We start from the raw sequence: 15,652 nt of genomic DNA, 5'->3' as shown, positions 1-15,652 counted from the left end.
CTCTTCACAAAAAGACCTCCGAATGGAGGTCTTTTTGTTTGCCGAGCTTCACTTTAATACTGAGCAACTTGCTGTTGCCAGCGTAATAAATAACTGTCGACCTGTTTTTTCTTATCGCCAGTTAATGCCAGGGGATACAAACCGGCCTGACCGTTAATTTCACCTGCCATCATCATATGTGCTCCTTGCAGTAGTTGCTCTACCGCATAGGCGCCTAGTTTAGTACCAAGAATACGATCAGCGCCAACAGGGCGGCCTCCACGTTGAATATGTCCCAGGATAGAAGCCCTGCATTCAATACCGCGTTGTTCCAGATCGGCAGCCAGAGCTGATGCACCGCCCGGGTACATGGTTTCAGCAATCACAATAATATAACTGCAATTGCCACGATGCTTACGGGCTTGCTCTACATGGTCAGCAATTTTATCCAGATTTAACTCAGAGGCGAGTTCAGGGCAGATAATTTGCTCAGCACCTGCGGCTATACCAGCAGCAACGGCCAGATAGCCGGTATGACGGCCCATGACTTCGACTAAAAAAATCCGCTCAAACGCATCAGCTGTATCACGGACTTTATCTATAGCATCCAGTGCTGTATCAAGCGCCGTAGCAAAACCTATACTGAAATCTGAGCCATCCACATCATTGTCTATGGTGCCAGGTACCCCGATCAGTTGGCCTTTGTAATATTCAGCCAGAGCCACAGTGCCACGAAAACTGCCGTCACCACCTATCACCAGCAAGGCGTCCAGTTCCAGATCATGCAGATTTTGGGCAGCTTGTTGTAAACCTTCTTCGGTTTGCATAGCGGCACAACGTGCACTTTTTAAAATAGTACCGCCATTTTGAATAATGCCACTGACATGATAAGGCGATAAGGTTTGATATTGCTGATCCACAACACCATTAAAACCACGCTGGAAGCCAATGACCTCCAGCTCATTAGCATGTGCTGTCAGCACCACAGCGCGTAAACAGGCATTCATACCAGGAGCATCGCCACCCGAGGTTAATACACCAATTCGTTTCATTTTGTTGTCCTTGTGCATTAGATGGTTTTTATCCTAATCCAGTCGGACGCTATCGTATTGATCTGGAGTAAGAGTTTTGAACATTTGGGCTTATTTTCTCTGGTTCAGGTCGCTGTTCACAGACAAGAGTACAGCTTCTGGCGGATAATGACAGACTTAGAAAGGAGAGGGTATGCATCAGTCGTCTGGCCGTGTTGGTCTGGGGTTTAGTTTAGCGTTATTAACTGCTGTTTTATGGGGCTTGCTGCCTATAGCGCTGAAGTGGTTATTAAGTTCGATGTCGGCGGCAACCATTACCTGGATCCGTTTTGTGGTGGCTGCTGTGCTGGTTGGACTGGTGTTGCTTGCCCGTAGAAAGATCCCGTCGCTGCGCGGTTTAACGAAAAGAAAGAAGCTGCTGATCCTGATTGCCATTGCAGGTTTATTACTGAATTACATTTTGTATCTGAATGGTTTGTTTTTGCTAACGGCAGAAACGGCTCAGGTGGTGATCCAGCTGGCGCCCTTTTTGATGATGTTAGGTGCAGTCTATTTATTTAAAGAACGATTATTGCTGTGGCAAAAAATCGGCGCCTGGTTGTTAGTGTTTGGCTTATTGCTGTTTTTTAACGACAGATTAGCTTTGTTGTTGACTCAGTTTGGCTCTGAAGGCTTTGGTGTACTGCTGGTCATAGTAGCTGCAGTAGCCTGGGCTTGTTATGCCTTAGCGCAAAAGCAGCTTCTAATGAGCTTTAACTCCCAACAAATTATGTGGCTGATTTATATGGCAGGAGCTTTGTGTTTTCTGCCCGCAGCGCAACTGGCGCCCGTACTGGAATTGTCAGCCTGGCAATGGGGCATAGTGGTGTTTTGTTGTCTGAACACTATTGTAGCTTATGGCGCCTTTGCAGAAGCCTTACAACACTGGCAAGCCGCCAATGTCAGCGCTGTGCTGGCCATTACGCCTTTGTTGACCATAGGTTTTGCTCAGTTACTGGCTTATTTCTATCCGCAGTTTCCCAGCGAGTCGCTGAATCTCTGGGCCTGGGTTGGCGCTTTACTGGTGGTGATAGGGTCTATGCTGACGGCTTTAGCACCAATGCTTAGACAACGACTTTAAAAAAATGGGGTCAGATCACATTAGTTATGCATAACTAATGTGATCTGACCCCAATTTAATTAGTTGATTTGCACTATCTTACAAGTGTTTGAAGCACCTACAGTTTCCATCATATCGCCGTAGGTCAAAATCACTAAATCACCGCTTTTTAAGTGAGCAATTTCTTGTACTGCTTCAATAGCAGCAGCTGATACCTTTTGTTGACCCGGAGTTTGAGTGCTATCAAAAAACACCGGATACACACCACGGTACAGAGCCATTTTGTTTAAGGTCTTCTGGTGACGTGATAAGGCATAAATTGGCTGAGACGAGGTAATACGTGACATCAGCTTGGCAGTGTAACCCGATTCAGTTAACGAGATAATGGCTTTAATCCCCGTTAAGTGGTTCGCTGCATACATAGCAGATAAAGCGATAGTTTCACTGATTTCAGTAAAGGAGATGTCCATGCGATGTTTGGAGCTCTGCACTCGTGGGTGCTTCTCCGCACCATCACAAACACGGGCCATGGCTTTTACGGTTTCAATAGGGTACTTACCAGCGGCAGTTTCACCGGATAACATCACTGCGTCTGTACCATCAAGTACAGCGTTGGCCACATCCATCACTTCTGCACGGGTTGGCATTGGGCTTTCAATCATCGACTCCATCATCTGAGTCGCAGTGATCACCACACGGTTTAACTGACGTGAGCGGGCAATAATACGTTTTTGCTGACCTACTAATTCAGCATCACCGATTTCGACACCTAAATCACCACGGGCAACCATCACAGCGTCAGAAGCACGGATAATATCGTCTAGCGTTTCGTCATCAGCTACAGCTTCAGCACGTTCTACTTTAGAGACGATCAAAGCTTCAGAACCTGCAGCACGAGCCAGTTCACGGGCAACACGTAAATCATCACCACAACGCGGGAAAGAAACAGCCAGATAATCCACATCTATATAAGCAGCTAAAGAGATATCTGTTTTGTCTTTTTCAGTCAGGGCAGGGGCTGACAAGCCACCGCCTAAACGGTTGATACCTTTATTGTTGCTGAGTTTACCAGCCACAGAGACTTTGGTATGAATGCGTTGACCTACAACGTGTTCCACAATCATCTGGATACGACCGTCGTCTAACAACAGCACATCACCTGGCTGCACGTCAGCAGGTAATTCTTTATAGTCGATACCCACCTGAGTTTCATCGCCTTCGCCTTTTGGCAAATCAGCGTCTAATACAAAGTGTTGGTCTTCTTCTAAAATGACTGAACCGTTTTTGAAAGTAGATACGCGGATTTTCGGGCCTTGTAAATCACCCAGAATAGCGACATGAGCGCCGGTTTTGGCTGCTGCAGCGCGAACCATTTCAGCGCGTTGTTTATGATCTTCGGCGCTGCCATGAGAAAAGTTAAACCGAAACACGCTGGCGCCGGCCAGGATCAGTTTTTCAATAATGGCTTGTGAATTCGTTGCAGGTCCAAGGGTGGCGACTATTTTAGTTCTTCTGGGCATCAAGAGCTCCTGAAAGCTTATCTATGGATGGGTCACTTTAAGTGTAATGTAATTTTATTACAGAATATAGCCGCAGTTTGAATAAAACTTTCAGCTTTCGTCGCATGTCCGACCTGTTAAGGCAGAAAACAGCTAAAAAAAGAGGGGCTTCTTACAGAAAGCCCCTCTCTATTACAGATTAGTTAAAAAACAGCTCATTAATTTTGAAAGTCTTTTTTATCAAAACGTGAGCCACGTAAGCTGTCTTTGACCTTTTTCAGGTTTTCGCGGAATTTGGTGCCACGACGCAAGGTAAAGCCAGTTGCCAGAATATCAATCAGTACCAGCTGAGCCACACGGGACGCCATAGGCATATACATATCTGTATCTTCAGGCACATCCAGTGATAACACCAGCGTACATTCTTTCGCTAAAGGGCTGTCGTAGGCGGTAATACCAATGACTGTTGCATCGTTTTCACGGGCAATGGCTGCGATATCACACAAGTTTTTTGTACGGCCTGTGTGGCTGATACAGACCACAACATCACCTTCAGCACTATTAATAGCACTCATACGCTGCATCACTATGTCATCAAAACAAACGACAGGGACGTTAAAGCGGAAAAACTTATTCTGGGCATCGTGCGCTACAGAAGCTGAAGCACCTAAACCAAAAAAGGAGATTTTCTTCGCCTGAGTCAGTACATCCACAGCACGATTAATAGTAAGAATATCAACGTTTTGGCGAGCTGCGTCTAAAGCAGCCATAGTGGATTCAAAAATCTTGGCGGTGTAAGCCTCAGGGCCGTCATCTTCTTCCACATGTCGGTTTACATAAGGAGTGCCGTTGGCCAGACTCTGCGCCAGATGCAATTTAAAATCCGGAAAACCTTTGGTGTCCAGACGACGGCAGAACCTGTTGACTGTAGGTTCGCTGACATCGGCCATTTTGGCGAGAGCCGCTATACTACTGTGTATAGTGGTTTGCGGATTGGCCAGGATCACGTCGGCGACTTTGCGCTCTGATTTACTGAAGCTGTTGACGCTATTAATTATTTTTTCCAACACATTCATCGGATAGTCCTGACTGAGAAACACTGAACAACACAGTGCAAAATGTTGTAACTCGCTTTGTTATACAACCTGGTGCCACTGCAAAATAGTGATAAAGTTACGACAAAGCAGCTGATTCATTGCCTAGGCTGCCTTATTATATGAGAATAGTCAAAACTTTAGCGTCTCTGTAATTTAATTACAACTTATCTGGTTTACATCTGGCTTTTGCTCGGCTAGTATGCGGCTAAGTGTTGTAAAATTACATCTAATCAAGGGTCATTCATGACAACAACAGCACCACTGAACAAAGCCTGTGATCTGATTCTCTTTGGTACCAAGGGCGACCTTGCTCGCCGCAAACTATTGCCAGCCTTATATCAATTGGAAAAGTCCGGCCTGTTGCATGCCGACAGCCAGGTCATTGGCGTTGCCCGTGACGAATTGAGTCTGGATGGCTATAAAGAGCTGGTTGAAACCAACTTACAAAAATTCATTAAAGAGCCGCTGGATGCTGAAGTATTAGCGCGCTTAAAAGCCAAACTGCAGTATGTGCAGGTGGACTTGACGAAAGAAGACGCTTACAAAGCCTTAAAAAACGTCACTGATCCGAAAAACCGTATTCCGGTCAGCTACTTCGCTACTGCTCCTTCTTTGTTTGGCAATATCTGTAAAGGATTGTCTATCGCGGGTTTGTCGGCACAACCGGCCCGTGTGGTACTGGAAAAACCTATTGGTCATGATTTAGCTTCGTCTAAAGTGATCAACGATGAAGTCGCCAAGTACTTTGGTGAGTGCCAGATTTACCGTATCGACCACTACTTAGGTAAAGAGACAGTACTGAACCTGTTAGCTTTACGTTTTGCCAACTCCATTTTTGCTGCGAACTGGGACCACAATGCCATTGACCATGTGCAAATTACTGTGGCCGAAGAAGTTGGGGTAGAAGGGCGTTGGGGTTACTACGATGACGCAGGTCAAATGCGTGACATGGTGCAAAACCACTTATTGCAAGTCTTGTCGCTGATTGCGATGGAGCCACCAGCTCGTCTGGATGCCGACAGTATTCGTGATGAAAAGTTAAAAGTACTCAAAGCACTGCGTCCTATTAATGTATCGAACGTTCAGGAAAAAACTGTCCGTGGTCAATACGCGGGCGGTTATGTGGCTGGTACTCCGGTGCCTGGTTACCTGGATGAGGAAGATGCGCGTCCAAACAGCAAAACCGAAACTTTTGTCGCTATTAAAGTGGATATCGACAACTGGCGTTGGGCCGGCGTGCCGTTCTATTTAAGAACGGGCAAACGTATGCCGAAAAAAATGAGCGAATTAGTCATTTGCTTTAAGCCGCAGCCACACAATATTTTCTTCGAAACCTATAAACAGTTGCCAGCCAACAAGCTGATCATCCGTTTGCAGCCAGATGAAGGTGTTGAAATTCAGATCATGAACAAAATTCCTGGTCTGGGTGAAAGCATGCAGCTGCAACAAACCAAACTGGACTTAAGTTTCGACGAAACCTTTAAGTCGCAGCGTATCGCTGATGCGTATGAGCGTTTATTACTTGAAGCCATGTTAGGCAACCAGTATCTGTTTGTGCGTCGTGATGAAGTTGAACAAGCCTGGAAATGGGTCGACGGTATCCTGGACGCATGGAAAGTCACTAACGAGCCACCAAAACCTTATCAGGCTGGTACCTGGGGTCCTGTCTCCGCCATTTCGTTATTGGCGCGTGAAGACAGAAACTGGGACGAATAATAATGCAGCTTCATACCTTTGACTCAAGTGCCGCATTAAACCAGCAATTTGCCAGTGAGATCAGCAGCCGTTTGGCTGCTGCTATCGCAGAAAAGGGCGAGGCTACTTTAGTGGTGTCTGGTGGTAAAACACCTTTGCCTTTATTTAAAACCCTGTCGGAAACTGATTTGGATTGGTCACGCGTGACTATCACTTTGGCTGACGACCGCTGGTTGCCTGAAACTCATGCCGACAGCAATGAAGGTTTGGTGAAAGCCAACTTGTTGCAAGGCAAAGCAGCAAAAGCACGGTTTATCAGCTTGTTTGACAGCGCATCACCGGACGACGCCTATAAAGGCGCGGCTACAGTAGCGGCTCGTGTGGCTGAACTGCCCCTATTTGATGTGCTGATTTTAGGCATGGGTGAAGATGGTCATACGGCGTCTTTATTTCCGTGCAGTAAAGAAATTCAGGCAGGTTTAGCTACCGATGCACCAGTTGCGTTGGCTGTGACACCAGCTACTGCGCCTTACCAGCGTTTGAGTTTAAGCAAAACACGCTTACTCAATAGCGCTGTGATTTATTTACATCTGGTTGGCCCCAAGAAGCTAACCGTTCTGGAACAGGCCATGGCAGGTCAGGACCCTTTGCAAATGCCTGTACGGGCTTTTTTGCAACAGCAGCAGGTCCCTGTGCATGTAATGTTCACAGCTAACTAATCGACAAGACGAGGTTAACATGAATCCGGTTATACAACAGGTCACAGACAGAATAGCGGCACGCAGTGAAAAAAGCCGTGCGCTTTATCTGCAGCGGATGGAACAGGCCCGTGCCAAGGGGCCGCACCGCGGAGCTTTGGCCTGTGGCAATCTGGCTCATGGTTTTGCAGCTTGTTCTACTCAGGAAAAAACTGATTTACGCAGCTTAACCAAGGCGAATATCGGCATTATTTCCTCATACAACGATATGCTTTCTGCGCATCAGCCTTATGAAGCTTATCCGGCAATTATTAAAGCCGCTGTAGCTGAAGTGGGCAGTGTGGCTCAGTTTGCTGGTGGTGTGCCTGCCATGTGTGATGGTGTGACTCAAGGTCAGCCGGGCATGGAACTGAGTTTATTAAGCCGTGACATTATTGCTATGTCTGCTGCTGTTGGCCTGTCGCACAATATGTTCGACGGCGGCATGATGCTGGGTATCTGTGACAAGATAGTACCGGGTTTATTAATGGCGGCTTTAAGTTTTGGTCACCTGCCTTTTGTGTTTGTACCAGCAGGCCCAATGCCATCAGGTATTCCAAACAAAGAAAAAGCCCGTGTCCGTCAGCTGTATGCTGAAGGCAAAGTAGGCCATGACGAATTATTAGATTCTGAATCTGCGTCGTACCACAGCGCTGGTACTTGTACTTTCTACGGCACAGCAAACTCGAACCAGTTAGTGGTTGAAGTAATGGGCTTGCATTTGCCAGGTTCTTCTTTTGTCAATCCAGGCACGCCTTTACGTGAAGAATTAACCAAAGCGGCAGCCCGTCAGGTGACTCGTTTAACTGACTTAGGCACTGACTACTTACCAATTGCTCACATTGTTGATGTAAAAGCTGTAGTGAACGGTATTGTTGGCTTACTGGCGACTGGTGGTTCTACCAACCACACCATGCACTTAATAGCTGTGGCTCGTTCTGCCGGTTTCATTGTGAACTGGGATGACTTTGCAGAGCTGTCGCATGCAACGCCTTTAGTGACCAAGATTTACCCTAACGGTCAGGCCGATATCAACCACTTCCAGCAAGCTGGTGGTATGGCGTATTTAATCCGTACTTTATTAGACAACGGCTTGCTGCATGAAGACGTCAACACAGTAGCTGGCCCTGGTTTACGCCGTTATACCCAGACTCCTGTATTGCAGGATGGCAAATTAGTATGGGTCGATGGTCCGACAGAATCGTCTGATTTAACAGTACTGGCTGATGCCGCTAAACCATTTAAAGATCACGGTGGTTTGCAGGTGTTATCCGGCAACGTTGGCCGTGGTGTGATTAAAACCTCAGCTTTGCGTGAAGGTACTGAAGTAGTACAAGCGCCAGCTGTTGTATTCTCCAGCCAACACGAATTAGATGCCGCTTTTAAAGCCGGTGATTTAAATAAAGATTGTGTAGTGGTGGTGCGTTTCCAGGGCCCTCGTGCCTGTGGTATGCCAGAGCTGCATAAACTGACGCCTCCACTTGGTGTATTACAAGACCGTGGTTACCATGTGGCTTTAGTGACAGACGGTCGTATGTCTGGTGCTTCAGGTAAGGTGCCTGCCGCTATCCACGTCACCCCGGAAGCGGTTGACGGTGGTGTGATCGCCAAGATCCAGACCGGCGATATGATGCTGGTGGATGGTATCAACGGTGTATTAAAAGTCCTGGTTTCTGATGAAGAACTGGCGAAACGTGAAGCTGCAACCCGTGATATGAGCGACAGTCACTGGGGTATGGGCCGTGAAATGTTTGGTGGTATGCGCATGGTGATCACTGGTGCAGAACAAGGTGCCTGCAGTCTGTTCAACACTGAGGATCAATACCATGGCTGATATCCAGTTTGCTATTGTTGCCGATATCGGTGGCACTAACGCACGTTTTAGTCGTGTTGATCTAGACAGCCTGCATTTAGATAAAGTGGCTGTGTACCCGTGCGCTGACTTTGATACTTTGGCCGACGCTTTGCAGTTTTACCGCACGGAGCAGGGTTTAACTGACATTCGTCACGTGGCTTTAGCCATTGCCTGTCCTGTCACAGGTGACTTTGTCAAAATGACCAACTTCCGTTGGGAGTTTTCTGTAAGCACCATGAAAGCCGACTTGGATTTGGTCGAGTTTATCGTGCTGAACGACTTTACCGCAGTCGCCATGAGCTTACCTGCGCTAAAACAAACCGAGCTGGTACAAATTGGTGAAGGCCATGCCGATCAATTTAAACCTATGGCGGTGTTAGGCGCTGGTACTGGTTTAGGTGTAGCGCATTTAATTCCAACCGCTTTAGGTTATCTGCCATTACCAGGCGAGGGCGGTCATGTCGACTTTACCGCTCAAACCGAACAGGAATGGTTTATTCACAGATTCCTTGCGAATAAATACGGTCATGTCAGCCCTGAGCGTTTGTTATCAGGCCCGGGCTTAGAAGATCTGTATCTGGCGATTGCTGCGTTTAACAACAAAGTGGTTGAGCCAATCAACGCAGCTCAGATTGCCGGTAAAGCTTTAGATGGCAGCTGCGCGTTATGCAAAGCCGTTATTGAGCAGTTTTTTGCCAGTTTAGGCGGTTTGGCAGGGGATTTAGCCCTGACGTTAAGCACTTTTGGCGGCGTTTTTGTCGCTGGTGGTATTACGCCAAAATTACTGTCGCTGATTAATCAAAGCGAATTCAGAACCCGATTTGAAGCAAAAGGCCGGTTTAAAGACTTCAACCGCCGTATTGCAACTTTTGTCGTCACTGCAGAGCAACCAGGTTTAACTGGCTGTGCAGTCTACTTAAAACAACATATGGCGAGTTAACACTATGGCATTTGAAAATTGGCAACTACAACCTGACGTTTTGTTCGCACAAGGCCCTGTGGTGCCCGTCATTGTGATCAAAGATTTAGCTGACGCTGTTCCTATGGCGAAAGCCTTAGTGGCTGGCGGCATTAAAGTACTGGAAGTGACTTTACGTACTCCGGTTGCTCTGGATGCCATTCGTTTATTGGCCACTGAAGTGCCTGACGCCATAGTAGGTGCTGGTACTGTCACTACAGCCAAACAGCTGGAAGAAGTTATAGCGGCTGGCGCACGTTTTGCGATTAGCCCGGGTTCTACCCGTGAACTGCTGCAAGCAGGCAAAGACAGCGCTATTCCGCTGATCCCTGGCATCGCCAGTATTTCCGAACTGATGGAAGGCACGGCAGTAGGTTACACCCACTTTAAGTTTTTCCCGGCAGAAGCAGCGGGTGGCGTAAAAACCTTAAAATCTATTCACGGCCCATTCTCGGATATACGTTTTTGCCCAACAGGCGGCATTAACGAGAAAAACTTTAAAGAATACCTGGCGTTACCTAACGTACGTTGCGTAGGCGGCAGCTGGATAGTGCCGGATGAAGCCATTAAAAACAAAGAATGGCATAAAATCACCGAGCTGTGTTTAGCAGCTGTTGAAGAAGCGAAGACTGTGCAGAAGTAATAGATTTTGTGTTGTTTAGATTGATATGAGAAACCCGACTTTGGTCGGGTTTTTTTATGGTTTGAGATTACAGTCTTACTACTGTTAAAAAATACAGCAGTGTGTCTTGAGTAAAAATATGAACAACTAACGTACAGGCTGTATAGATTTTGTCGGCCATATTTTTAGTGATTTCAGAAAAACTTGTTGAAATAGAGGTACATCAGCGTTAGCTTGGTATGAGTAAAAATGATCAAAGAAGGCAGAAAAATGTTCGACTTGCGGGCAGATTGCCTTCTATTAAATTGTTAGCTGTAGGCAAGTCATGAGCATCACAGATTTTTTTAGAAAGCAGTCTGAAAAGGATAAGAACGTCTTATCAGCTCTCGACGAGATTGAAGCCGAGATGAAGAGAATTGGATTCTGGAAAGAAAAACCTCCAGATGTAAAGGTTGGAAACTACTTTGAGGCACCGTCTTTCGAGCTATGGCTTCAGTGTGTTTTCATACCGAATGCTCGCAAGGCGGCGCAGACAGGCGAATATCCTGGCAGTAGCCAAGTTGGTTTAATGGCAATGCGTGAATATGATTATCATAGCTGTGTAGAAGAGGCTCTTAATCTGGTAAGTCTTTTACATGATTTCGATAAATTGGTGGTAGGCAATTGAAAGCAGCTAACAAACGCAAGCACGGCGACGGCTTTTCCGTTGCGGCTCCGCCTTCACTACAAAGCCGCGCGTGCTGCGGGCGTTAGGCAATACGATGAGTCGAGATTAATTTATGAATTCAATATCGGCTAAAATGCATCAGTCAGCATGCACAAAGCTACCACATCCAGTCTTAACAATTGACGGTACTCCAATAGAGATTTGGATTAAGGGAATTATTTCAAATCACTTAGGTGAGGACGACACTAGTTGTTTAGTTCCGAGCCAACGGGGTCAAGTCTTGCCCCGTGCCCTTGTAATTTTGCAAAAAGTATGTCTGAGTAGAAGCAAATTTTGTGCTGCCATAAAATTATAAAACAGCGCTACTATGGTTCACTTCTGCTGAAGATGGTTTAAAGAATGATGATGATCAAGCTTCAGAATGTGAAAGTTAAATATTAATTGGGGCACATGGCAAGACTTGGCTCTAAGGACACAGTTAGGGATTTATATGGCATCGGCAGATTACGTATTTGGTAATAAGCAGTGGGAAATAAACCGCTGGATTCTGGTGCTGAGCACCCTTGGTCTCGTGTCGAAAATACTAGAAATTGATCTCAGCCAAATCTCAATTTTTGGGCTGAATTTGCAAGGTAAGGAGGCTGCGCTGGTACCTGGTTTTATTGGCCTTGCTTTGGCATATGCACTTCTTACTTTTGTTGTAGCCCGGATGGAGTTGATACTTGCTCATAATGACGAAACAGAGGCTCATGTTACGTCCAAAGTTAAGAAAATAGGCAAGTCCAAGGTTTTGTTGTTTCTGCTAATTTTGTCTTTTCTAATTCCAATGCTTGTCTATGTTGTAATTCCAGTCGGCTTGGCACTGTTTACTCTTTTTCTGTTGTACGATGATATGTACGCGGTCATACAGGTTATTTGGGGGGCAGTTTGACAAATGCAGGCAAGGCCGCTAGCAGTAACGCATAGTATTAGAACCGCGGGGGCAAGTCTTGCACCGCGCCCCTGAGTTTGAGCACACCAACGGGGTCAAGTCTTGCCCTGTGCCCGTTACTTAAGTTGTTTACCTTTTAGTGAGCTGTTTTTCGTTAAATTTTCTGGTTTTTTTCCTCAAACTCATAGAAGCCGAATCAGCTTGGTATTTTAGGCTCGGGTTCAAGGACTGGCACTAAAGGTACTCAAAGTCAGTTCGCACTCTTATGCCAAGCGGTATCTGTAAAGAACACTAATCAACACTCCTATTGATGAGGTTTACTATGCCAAAAAGTCTATTAATCAGCTCAATGTTTATGCTCTTACTATCGGGCAATTACGCCTTAGCTAATGAAGCCTGCTTGCTTGAAACCAATGCGGATTTTATGGGTGTAAAGCTGGATATTAAAGACTGCATACAAAATGAAGGTATGGCGACTGGTGATTTTAAAGCTCAATGTGAGGGCTTGTCGCAAGCTGTTGTTTCTATGGGTGGGCCAGCGGCCAAGATTACTTATTTATCCAGCTGTCCTGTGCCGTTTCAGGCGAAATGTGATAATTCAAACACCGCAAAAACTGTATTTTTTTACTATAAACGATCGGCTGATGAAGCCGCAGGGATCGAATCCAGCTGTGGGCTTATGCAAGGCAAGTATACAAAAGGCACTTTGTAATAGATTGGCGCTACATGACCAGAAGATCATAGTCAGAAGATAATGCTCAAAAAATAATAGCCAGCAGATAAAAAGGACGAAAAAAATGCCCGCTACCTTGGCAACCCCAGGCGTTTATATCAATGAAATCAATGGATTTCCTAATTCTGTAGTTCCAGTGGCAACTGCTGTGCCGGCATTTATTGGTTATACGCCACAGGCAGAATATCAGGGGCAGTCTTATTACAACAAAGCCGTAAAGATCACTTCTTTCGCCGAGTTTCAGTCGATTTTTATGCTGCCTGACCCGCCAGCACCAGCTGATCCTGCCAGGCAATATAGCCCTCAGTATTATCTGGTTGCGCAAAATGGCGCACCTACAACAGGTGACTATTTGGTGCTAAACGGGCAGTGTTATTCGGTATTGCCAGATCCCAATACGATTTACTATTTGTACAACAGCATTCGTTTGTTTTATCAAAATGGCGGGGGAGATGCCTATATAGTCGCAGTGGGATCCTATGGCCCAGCCAGCGGAAAACCACTAACAGACCCGACAGTAAATCTGACAAATCCGAATGTGTTATTAGCTGATTTGCAGCGCGGTTTGGCTTTGTTAACAAAAGAGCCTGAACCTACTATCTATATATGCCCGGAAGCGACGCTGCTGTCGTTAAACGACAATGCAAGCTTGATGCAAAGTATGTTGTTGCAAGCAGAAACTATGCAAACAGCTGTATGTCTTTTCGATGTAATTGGTGGTGCCAATCCAGACCCTGTTTTATACACCAATGACATCCAGAATTTCCGTAACAGTACTGGCAGTGTGGGGCTTAACTACGGCATCAGTTATTACCCCTTTATTGGCACTACGATGATGCAGCCAACTGACATCGATTTCACTAACTTGTTTGGTGGTGATACCAAACAGCTTGTGCCCTTTGTTAATCCAGCATCGGCGCCAAATCCTACCGCGGCGCAAATTCTTGCCACGATCCAAACACCTCCTGCCGGCCCTTTATCAAATAGTCAGCTTCAGGCGGCTCTTTTGGTCGCAAGCCCGGTTTATGGCCAGATCATCAATCATGTATTAAGTTCGGCAAATATACTGCCGCCAAGTGGTGCTATGGCCGGTGTTTATACGGTGAATGACCAGCAGGATGGAGTCTGGAATTCTCCTGCGAACACATCTATTGTCGGTGCCGTCTCGTTACCTATACGTTTGACTGATAGTGATCAGGCAAATCTGAACGTCGACGCAGTTTCAGGAAAATCCATCAATGCCATCCGTTTCTTTAACGGCCAGGGAATATTGATATGGGGAGCCAGAACACTGGATGGTAATAGTCAGGATTGGCGTTATATTGCCGTGCGCAGAACTATGACTTTTCTGGAGCAATCGATCAAATTGGCCGCGCAAGCTTATGTATTTTCGCCTAATGATGCGAACACCTGGGCAGCACTGAAGAGCATGATCAGCAGTTTTCTGACGGATGTCTGGAAAGAGGGGGGCTTGCAAGGTGCCTCTCCATCTGATGCGTTCAACGTTAGTGTCGGCTTAGGCACTACTATGACAGCAGATGATGTGCTTAATGGTTATCTACGGATAACGGTCATGGTGGCAGTGGTTCGGCCAGCAGAATTTATGGTTATTTCATTTCAACAACAACAGGCTACGTCTGGTTGACGTGTAACCTTCAGTGTCGGGTTTGGCACTGTAATGATATATTTTTTGGGTTCTAGTTTGATGGGGCATAAGGCAATACAGCCCCAGTCCTCTACATCTTTATGTTGTTAATAAACTAACAGAGTGAAACTAATGAATTTTAAACAGGCATTTCAGTACATCAGTTACTTGCAGTATCCATTAATGCTAATTGCCCTATATTTTTCCGTTATTCCCTATCTGTCCGGACTGGAAAAACTAAGAGAAAACCCTGGTTTGCTTTTCGATAATCTAAATTCGGCTTTAATTTTTATGGGGCTAGGAATAAGTTTTTCTTCATTACAAGATACAACGAAAACACAGAACAAACTCTCACTCAATGTATGGGAAAGTCCGAAAAAGGGTAAAATTGCAATAATCCTTATGTGCATGATGATTATGCTTTTTCTACTCTTTGGACTGATTGGATATTTCAGCTCCGAAAAGGGCGTGTTAAAAGACATGTCTGTCGGAATTATAGTGTTAGCTTTAGGTATGTTTGGCTTCTTAAAAAGTGCTATAGAAATGTTTGAAAACCATAGAAAAGATAAAAGTGATGTTGCCAGTAACTAAATAACTGAACCCCAAATAGACGCCGAATCGGTATAGGTGCTGAGCTTTTTGCGACAGCCATAAACAGGATATCAGGAGGACTTATGCAGATTAAAACTACGGTACTTTGTCTTCCCGTCACTGAACTGGAGAAGGCTCTCGGTTTCTACAAAGGAGTTTTTGGTTTTTCTGATGCAAAAATAGAAGAGGGGATTATTGCGCTCGAATTTCCAAATCTGTCCATTTTTCTTATGGAAAAAGAAAGTTATGAGTCATATAGCGCTAAAGCAGGGCGTGCTGCGCTTTTGCCCGGCAACTCAGCGCCCGCCATCATTAGTTGTGCGGTTGAGACGAAACAGGACGTAGATAGTGCGCTTGAGCGAGCCTTAGAATTCGGCGGAAAGGCACCAGGAGCTGCAGCAATTGATGCATCATTTGGAGGCTATATCGGTTATGTCAGTGATCCAGAAGGGCATCTTTGGGAGATTGTCTGCCCGAAGCCATAAGCCACACCAATGAGTACCAACTGACTAA

General features: G+C 45.8%; 15 protein-coding genes. 12 read left to right on the top strand and 3 right to left on the bottom strand.

The window, feature by feature from the left end; genetic code table 11:
* Positions 1 to 53: 53 nt before the first annotated feature.
* A complete protein-coding gene (locus LSG34_RS02495; RefSeq protein WP_233007226.1) occupies positions 54 to 1,031 on the bottom strand; it encodes an ATP-dependent 6-phosphofructokinase in 978 nt (325 codons plus the stop codon).
* 172 nt (positions 1,032 to 1,203) lie between these two features.
* On the opposite strand from LSG34_RS02495, the gene LSG34_RS02490 reads away from it, so the two are divergent.
* Positions 1,204 to 2,130, top strand: coding sequence for a DMT family transporter (locus LSG34_RS02490; protein WP_233007225.1), 927 nt, complete (start codon positions 1,204 to 1,206; stop codon positions 2,128 to 2,130).
* 59 nt (positions 2,131 to 2,189) lie between these two features.
* Here the strand turns inward: LSG34_RS02490 and pyk are convergent, their stop codons facing one another.
* Together pyk and LSG34_RS02480 are read right to left on the bottom strand one after the other, a co-directional pair.
* Complete coding sequence (gene pyk, locus LSG34_RS02485; RefSeq protein WP_233007224.1) at positions 2,190 to 3,629, bottom strand: pyruvate kinase; 1,440 nt, start codon at positions 3,627 to 3,629, stop codon at positions 2,190 to 2,192.
* A 197-nt stretch (positions 3,630 to 3,826) separates the two neighbouring features.
* Positions 3,827 to 4,684 carry a MurR/RpiR family transcriptional regulator gene (locus tag LSG34_RS02480; protein ID WP_008900048.1) on the bottom strand — a complete coding sequence of 286 codons (858 nt, stop codon included), beginning with the start codon at positions 4,682 to 4,684 and terminating at the stop codon, positions 3,827 to 3,829.
* Positions 4,685 to 4,948: 264 nt separating this feature from the next.
* Between LSG34_RS02480 and zwf the strand changes: the two genes are divergently transcribed.
* The 11 genes from zwf to LSG34_RS02425 all read left to right on the top strand — a co-directional run bounded on the left by zwf (position 4,949) and on the right by LSG34_RS02425 (position 15,624).
* Positions 4,949 to 6,421 carry a glucose-6-phosphate dehydrogenase gene (zwf, locus tag LSG34_RS02475; protein WP_233007223.1) on the top strand — a complete coding sequence of 491 codons (1,473 nt, stop codon included), beginning with the start codon at positions 4,949 to 4,951 and terminating at the stop codon, positions 6,419 to 6,421.
* A gap of 2 nt (positions 6,422 to 6,423) precedes the next feature.
* Complete coding sequence (gene pgl / locus LSG34_RS02470) at positions 6,424 to 7,119, top strand: 6-phosphogluconolactonase (RefSeq protein WP_233007222.1); 696 nt, start codon at positions 6,424 to 6,426, stop codon at positions 7,117 to 7,119.
* Between the two features lie 19 nt (positions 7,120 to 7,138).
* Entirely contained in the window at positions 7,139 to 8,971 is a 1,833-nt protein-coding gene (edd, locus tag LSG34_RS02465) for a phosphogluconate dehydratase (protein ID WP_233007221.1), read from the top strand.
* The gene (glk, locus tag LSG34_RS02460; protein WP_233007220.1) at positions 8,964 to 9,932 is read left to right on the top strand and encodes a glucokinase; all 969 of its coding nucleotides are present in this window, start codon (positions 8,964 to 8,966) and stop codon (positions 9,930 to 9,932) included. Before edd ends, glk begins: the two co-directional genes overlap by 8 nt.
* A gap of 4 nt (positions 9,933 to 9,936) precedes the next feature.
* Positions 9,937 to 10,593: a bifunctional 4-hydroxy-2-oxoglutarate aldolase/2-dehydro-3-deoxy-phosphogluconate aldolase gene (locus LSG34_RS02455; RefSeq protein WP_147904177.1), complete on the top strand. Its 657-nt coding sequence runs from the start codon at positions 9,937 to 9,939 to the stop codon at positions 10,591 to 10,593.
* Between the two features lie 304 nt (positions 10,594 to 10,897).
* Positions 10,898 to 11,239 carry a YqcC family protein gene (locus LSG34_RS02450; protein WP_233007219.1) on the top strand — a complete coding sequence of 114 codons (342 nt, stop codon included), beginning with the start codon at positions 10,898 to 10,900 and terminating at the stop codon, positions 11,237 to 11,239.
* Positions 11,240 to 11,729: 490 nt separating this feature from the next.
* Positions 11,730 to 12,170, top strand: a complete 441-nt coding sequence (locus LSG34_RS02445; protein ID WP_233007218.1) for a hypothetical protein — start codon at positions 11,730 to 11,732, stop codon at positions 12,168 to 12,170.
* A gap of 322 nt (positions 12,171 to 12,492) precedes the next feature.
* Positions 12,493 to 12,882: a hypothetical protein gene (locus LSG34_RS02440; RefSeq protein WP_233007217.1), complete on the top strand. Its 390-nt coding sequence runs from the start codon at positions 12,493 to 12,495 to the stop codon at positions 12,880 to 12,882.
* 85 nt (positions 12,883 to 12,967) lie between these two features.
* Positions 12,968 to 14,548 carry a phage tail sheath family protein gene (locus tag LSG34_RS02435; RefSeq protein ID WP_233007216.1) on the top strand — a complete coding sequence of 527 codons (1,581 nt, stop codon included), beginning with the start codon at positions 12,968 to 12,970 and terminating at the stop codon, positions 14,546 to 14,548.
* Positions 14,549 to 14,680: 132 nt separating this feature from the next.
* Complete coding sequence (locus LSG34_RS02430; RefSeq protein WP_233007215.1) at positions 14,681 to 15,139, top strand: hypothetical protein; 459 nt, start codon at positions 14,681 to 14,683, stop codon at positions 15,137 to 15,139.
* A gap of 83 nt (positions 15,140 to 15,222) precedes the next feature.
* A complete protein-coding gene (locus LSG34_RS02425; protein ID WP_233007214.1) occupies positions 15,223 to 15,624 on the top strand; it encodes a VOC family protein in 402 nt (133 codons plus the stop codon).
* Positions 15,625 to 15,652 lie beyond the last annotated feature (28 nt).

It is taken from the genome of Rheinheimera faecalis, assembly GCF_021290965.1.
GTDB lineage: Bacteria > Pseudomonadota > Gammaproteobacteria > Enterobacterales > Alteromonadaceae > Pararheinheimera > Pararheinheimera faecalis.
Note: the sequence above shows the minus strand (reverse complement) of the source record. Positions and strands in the feature narration are given on the sequence as shown.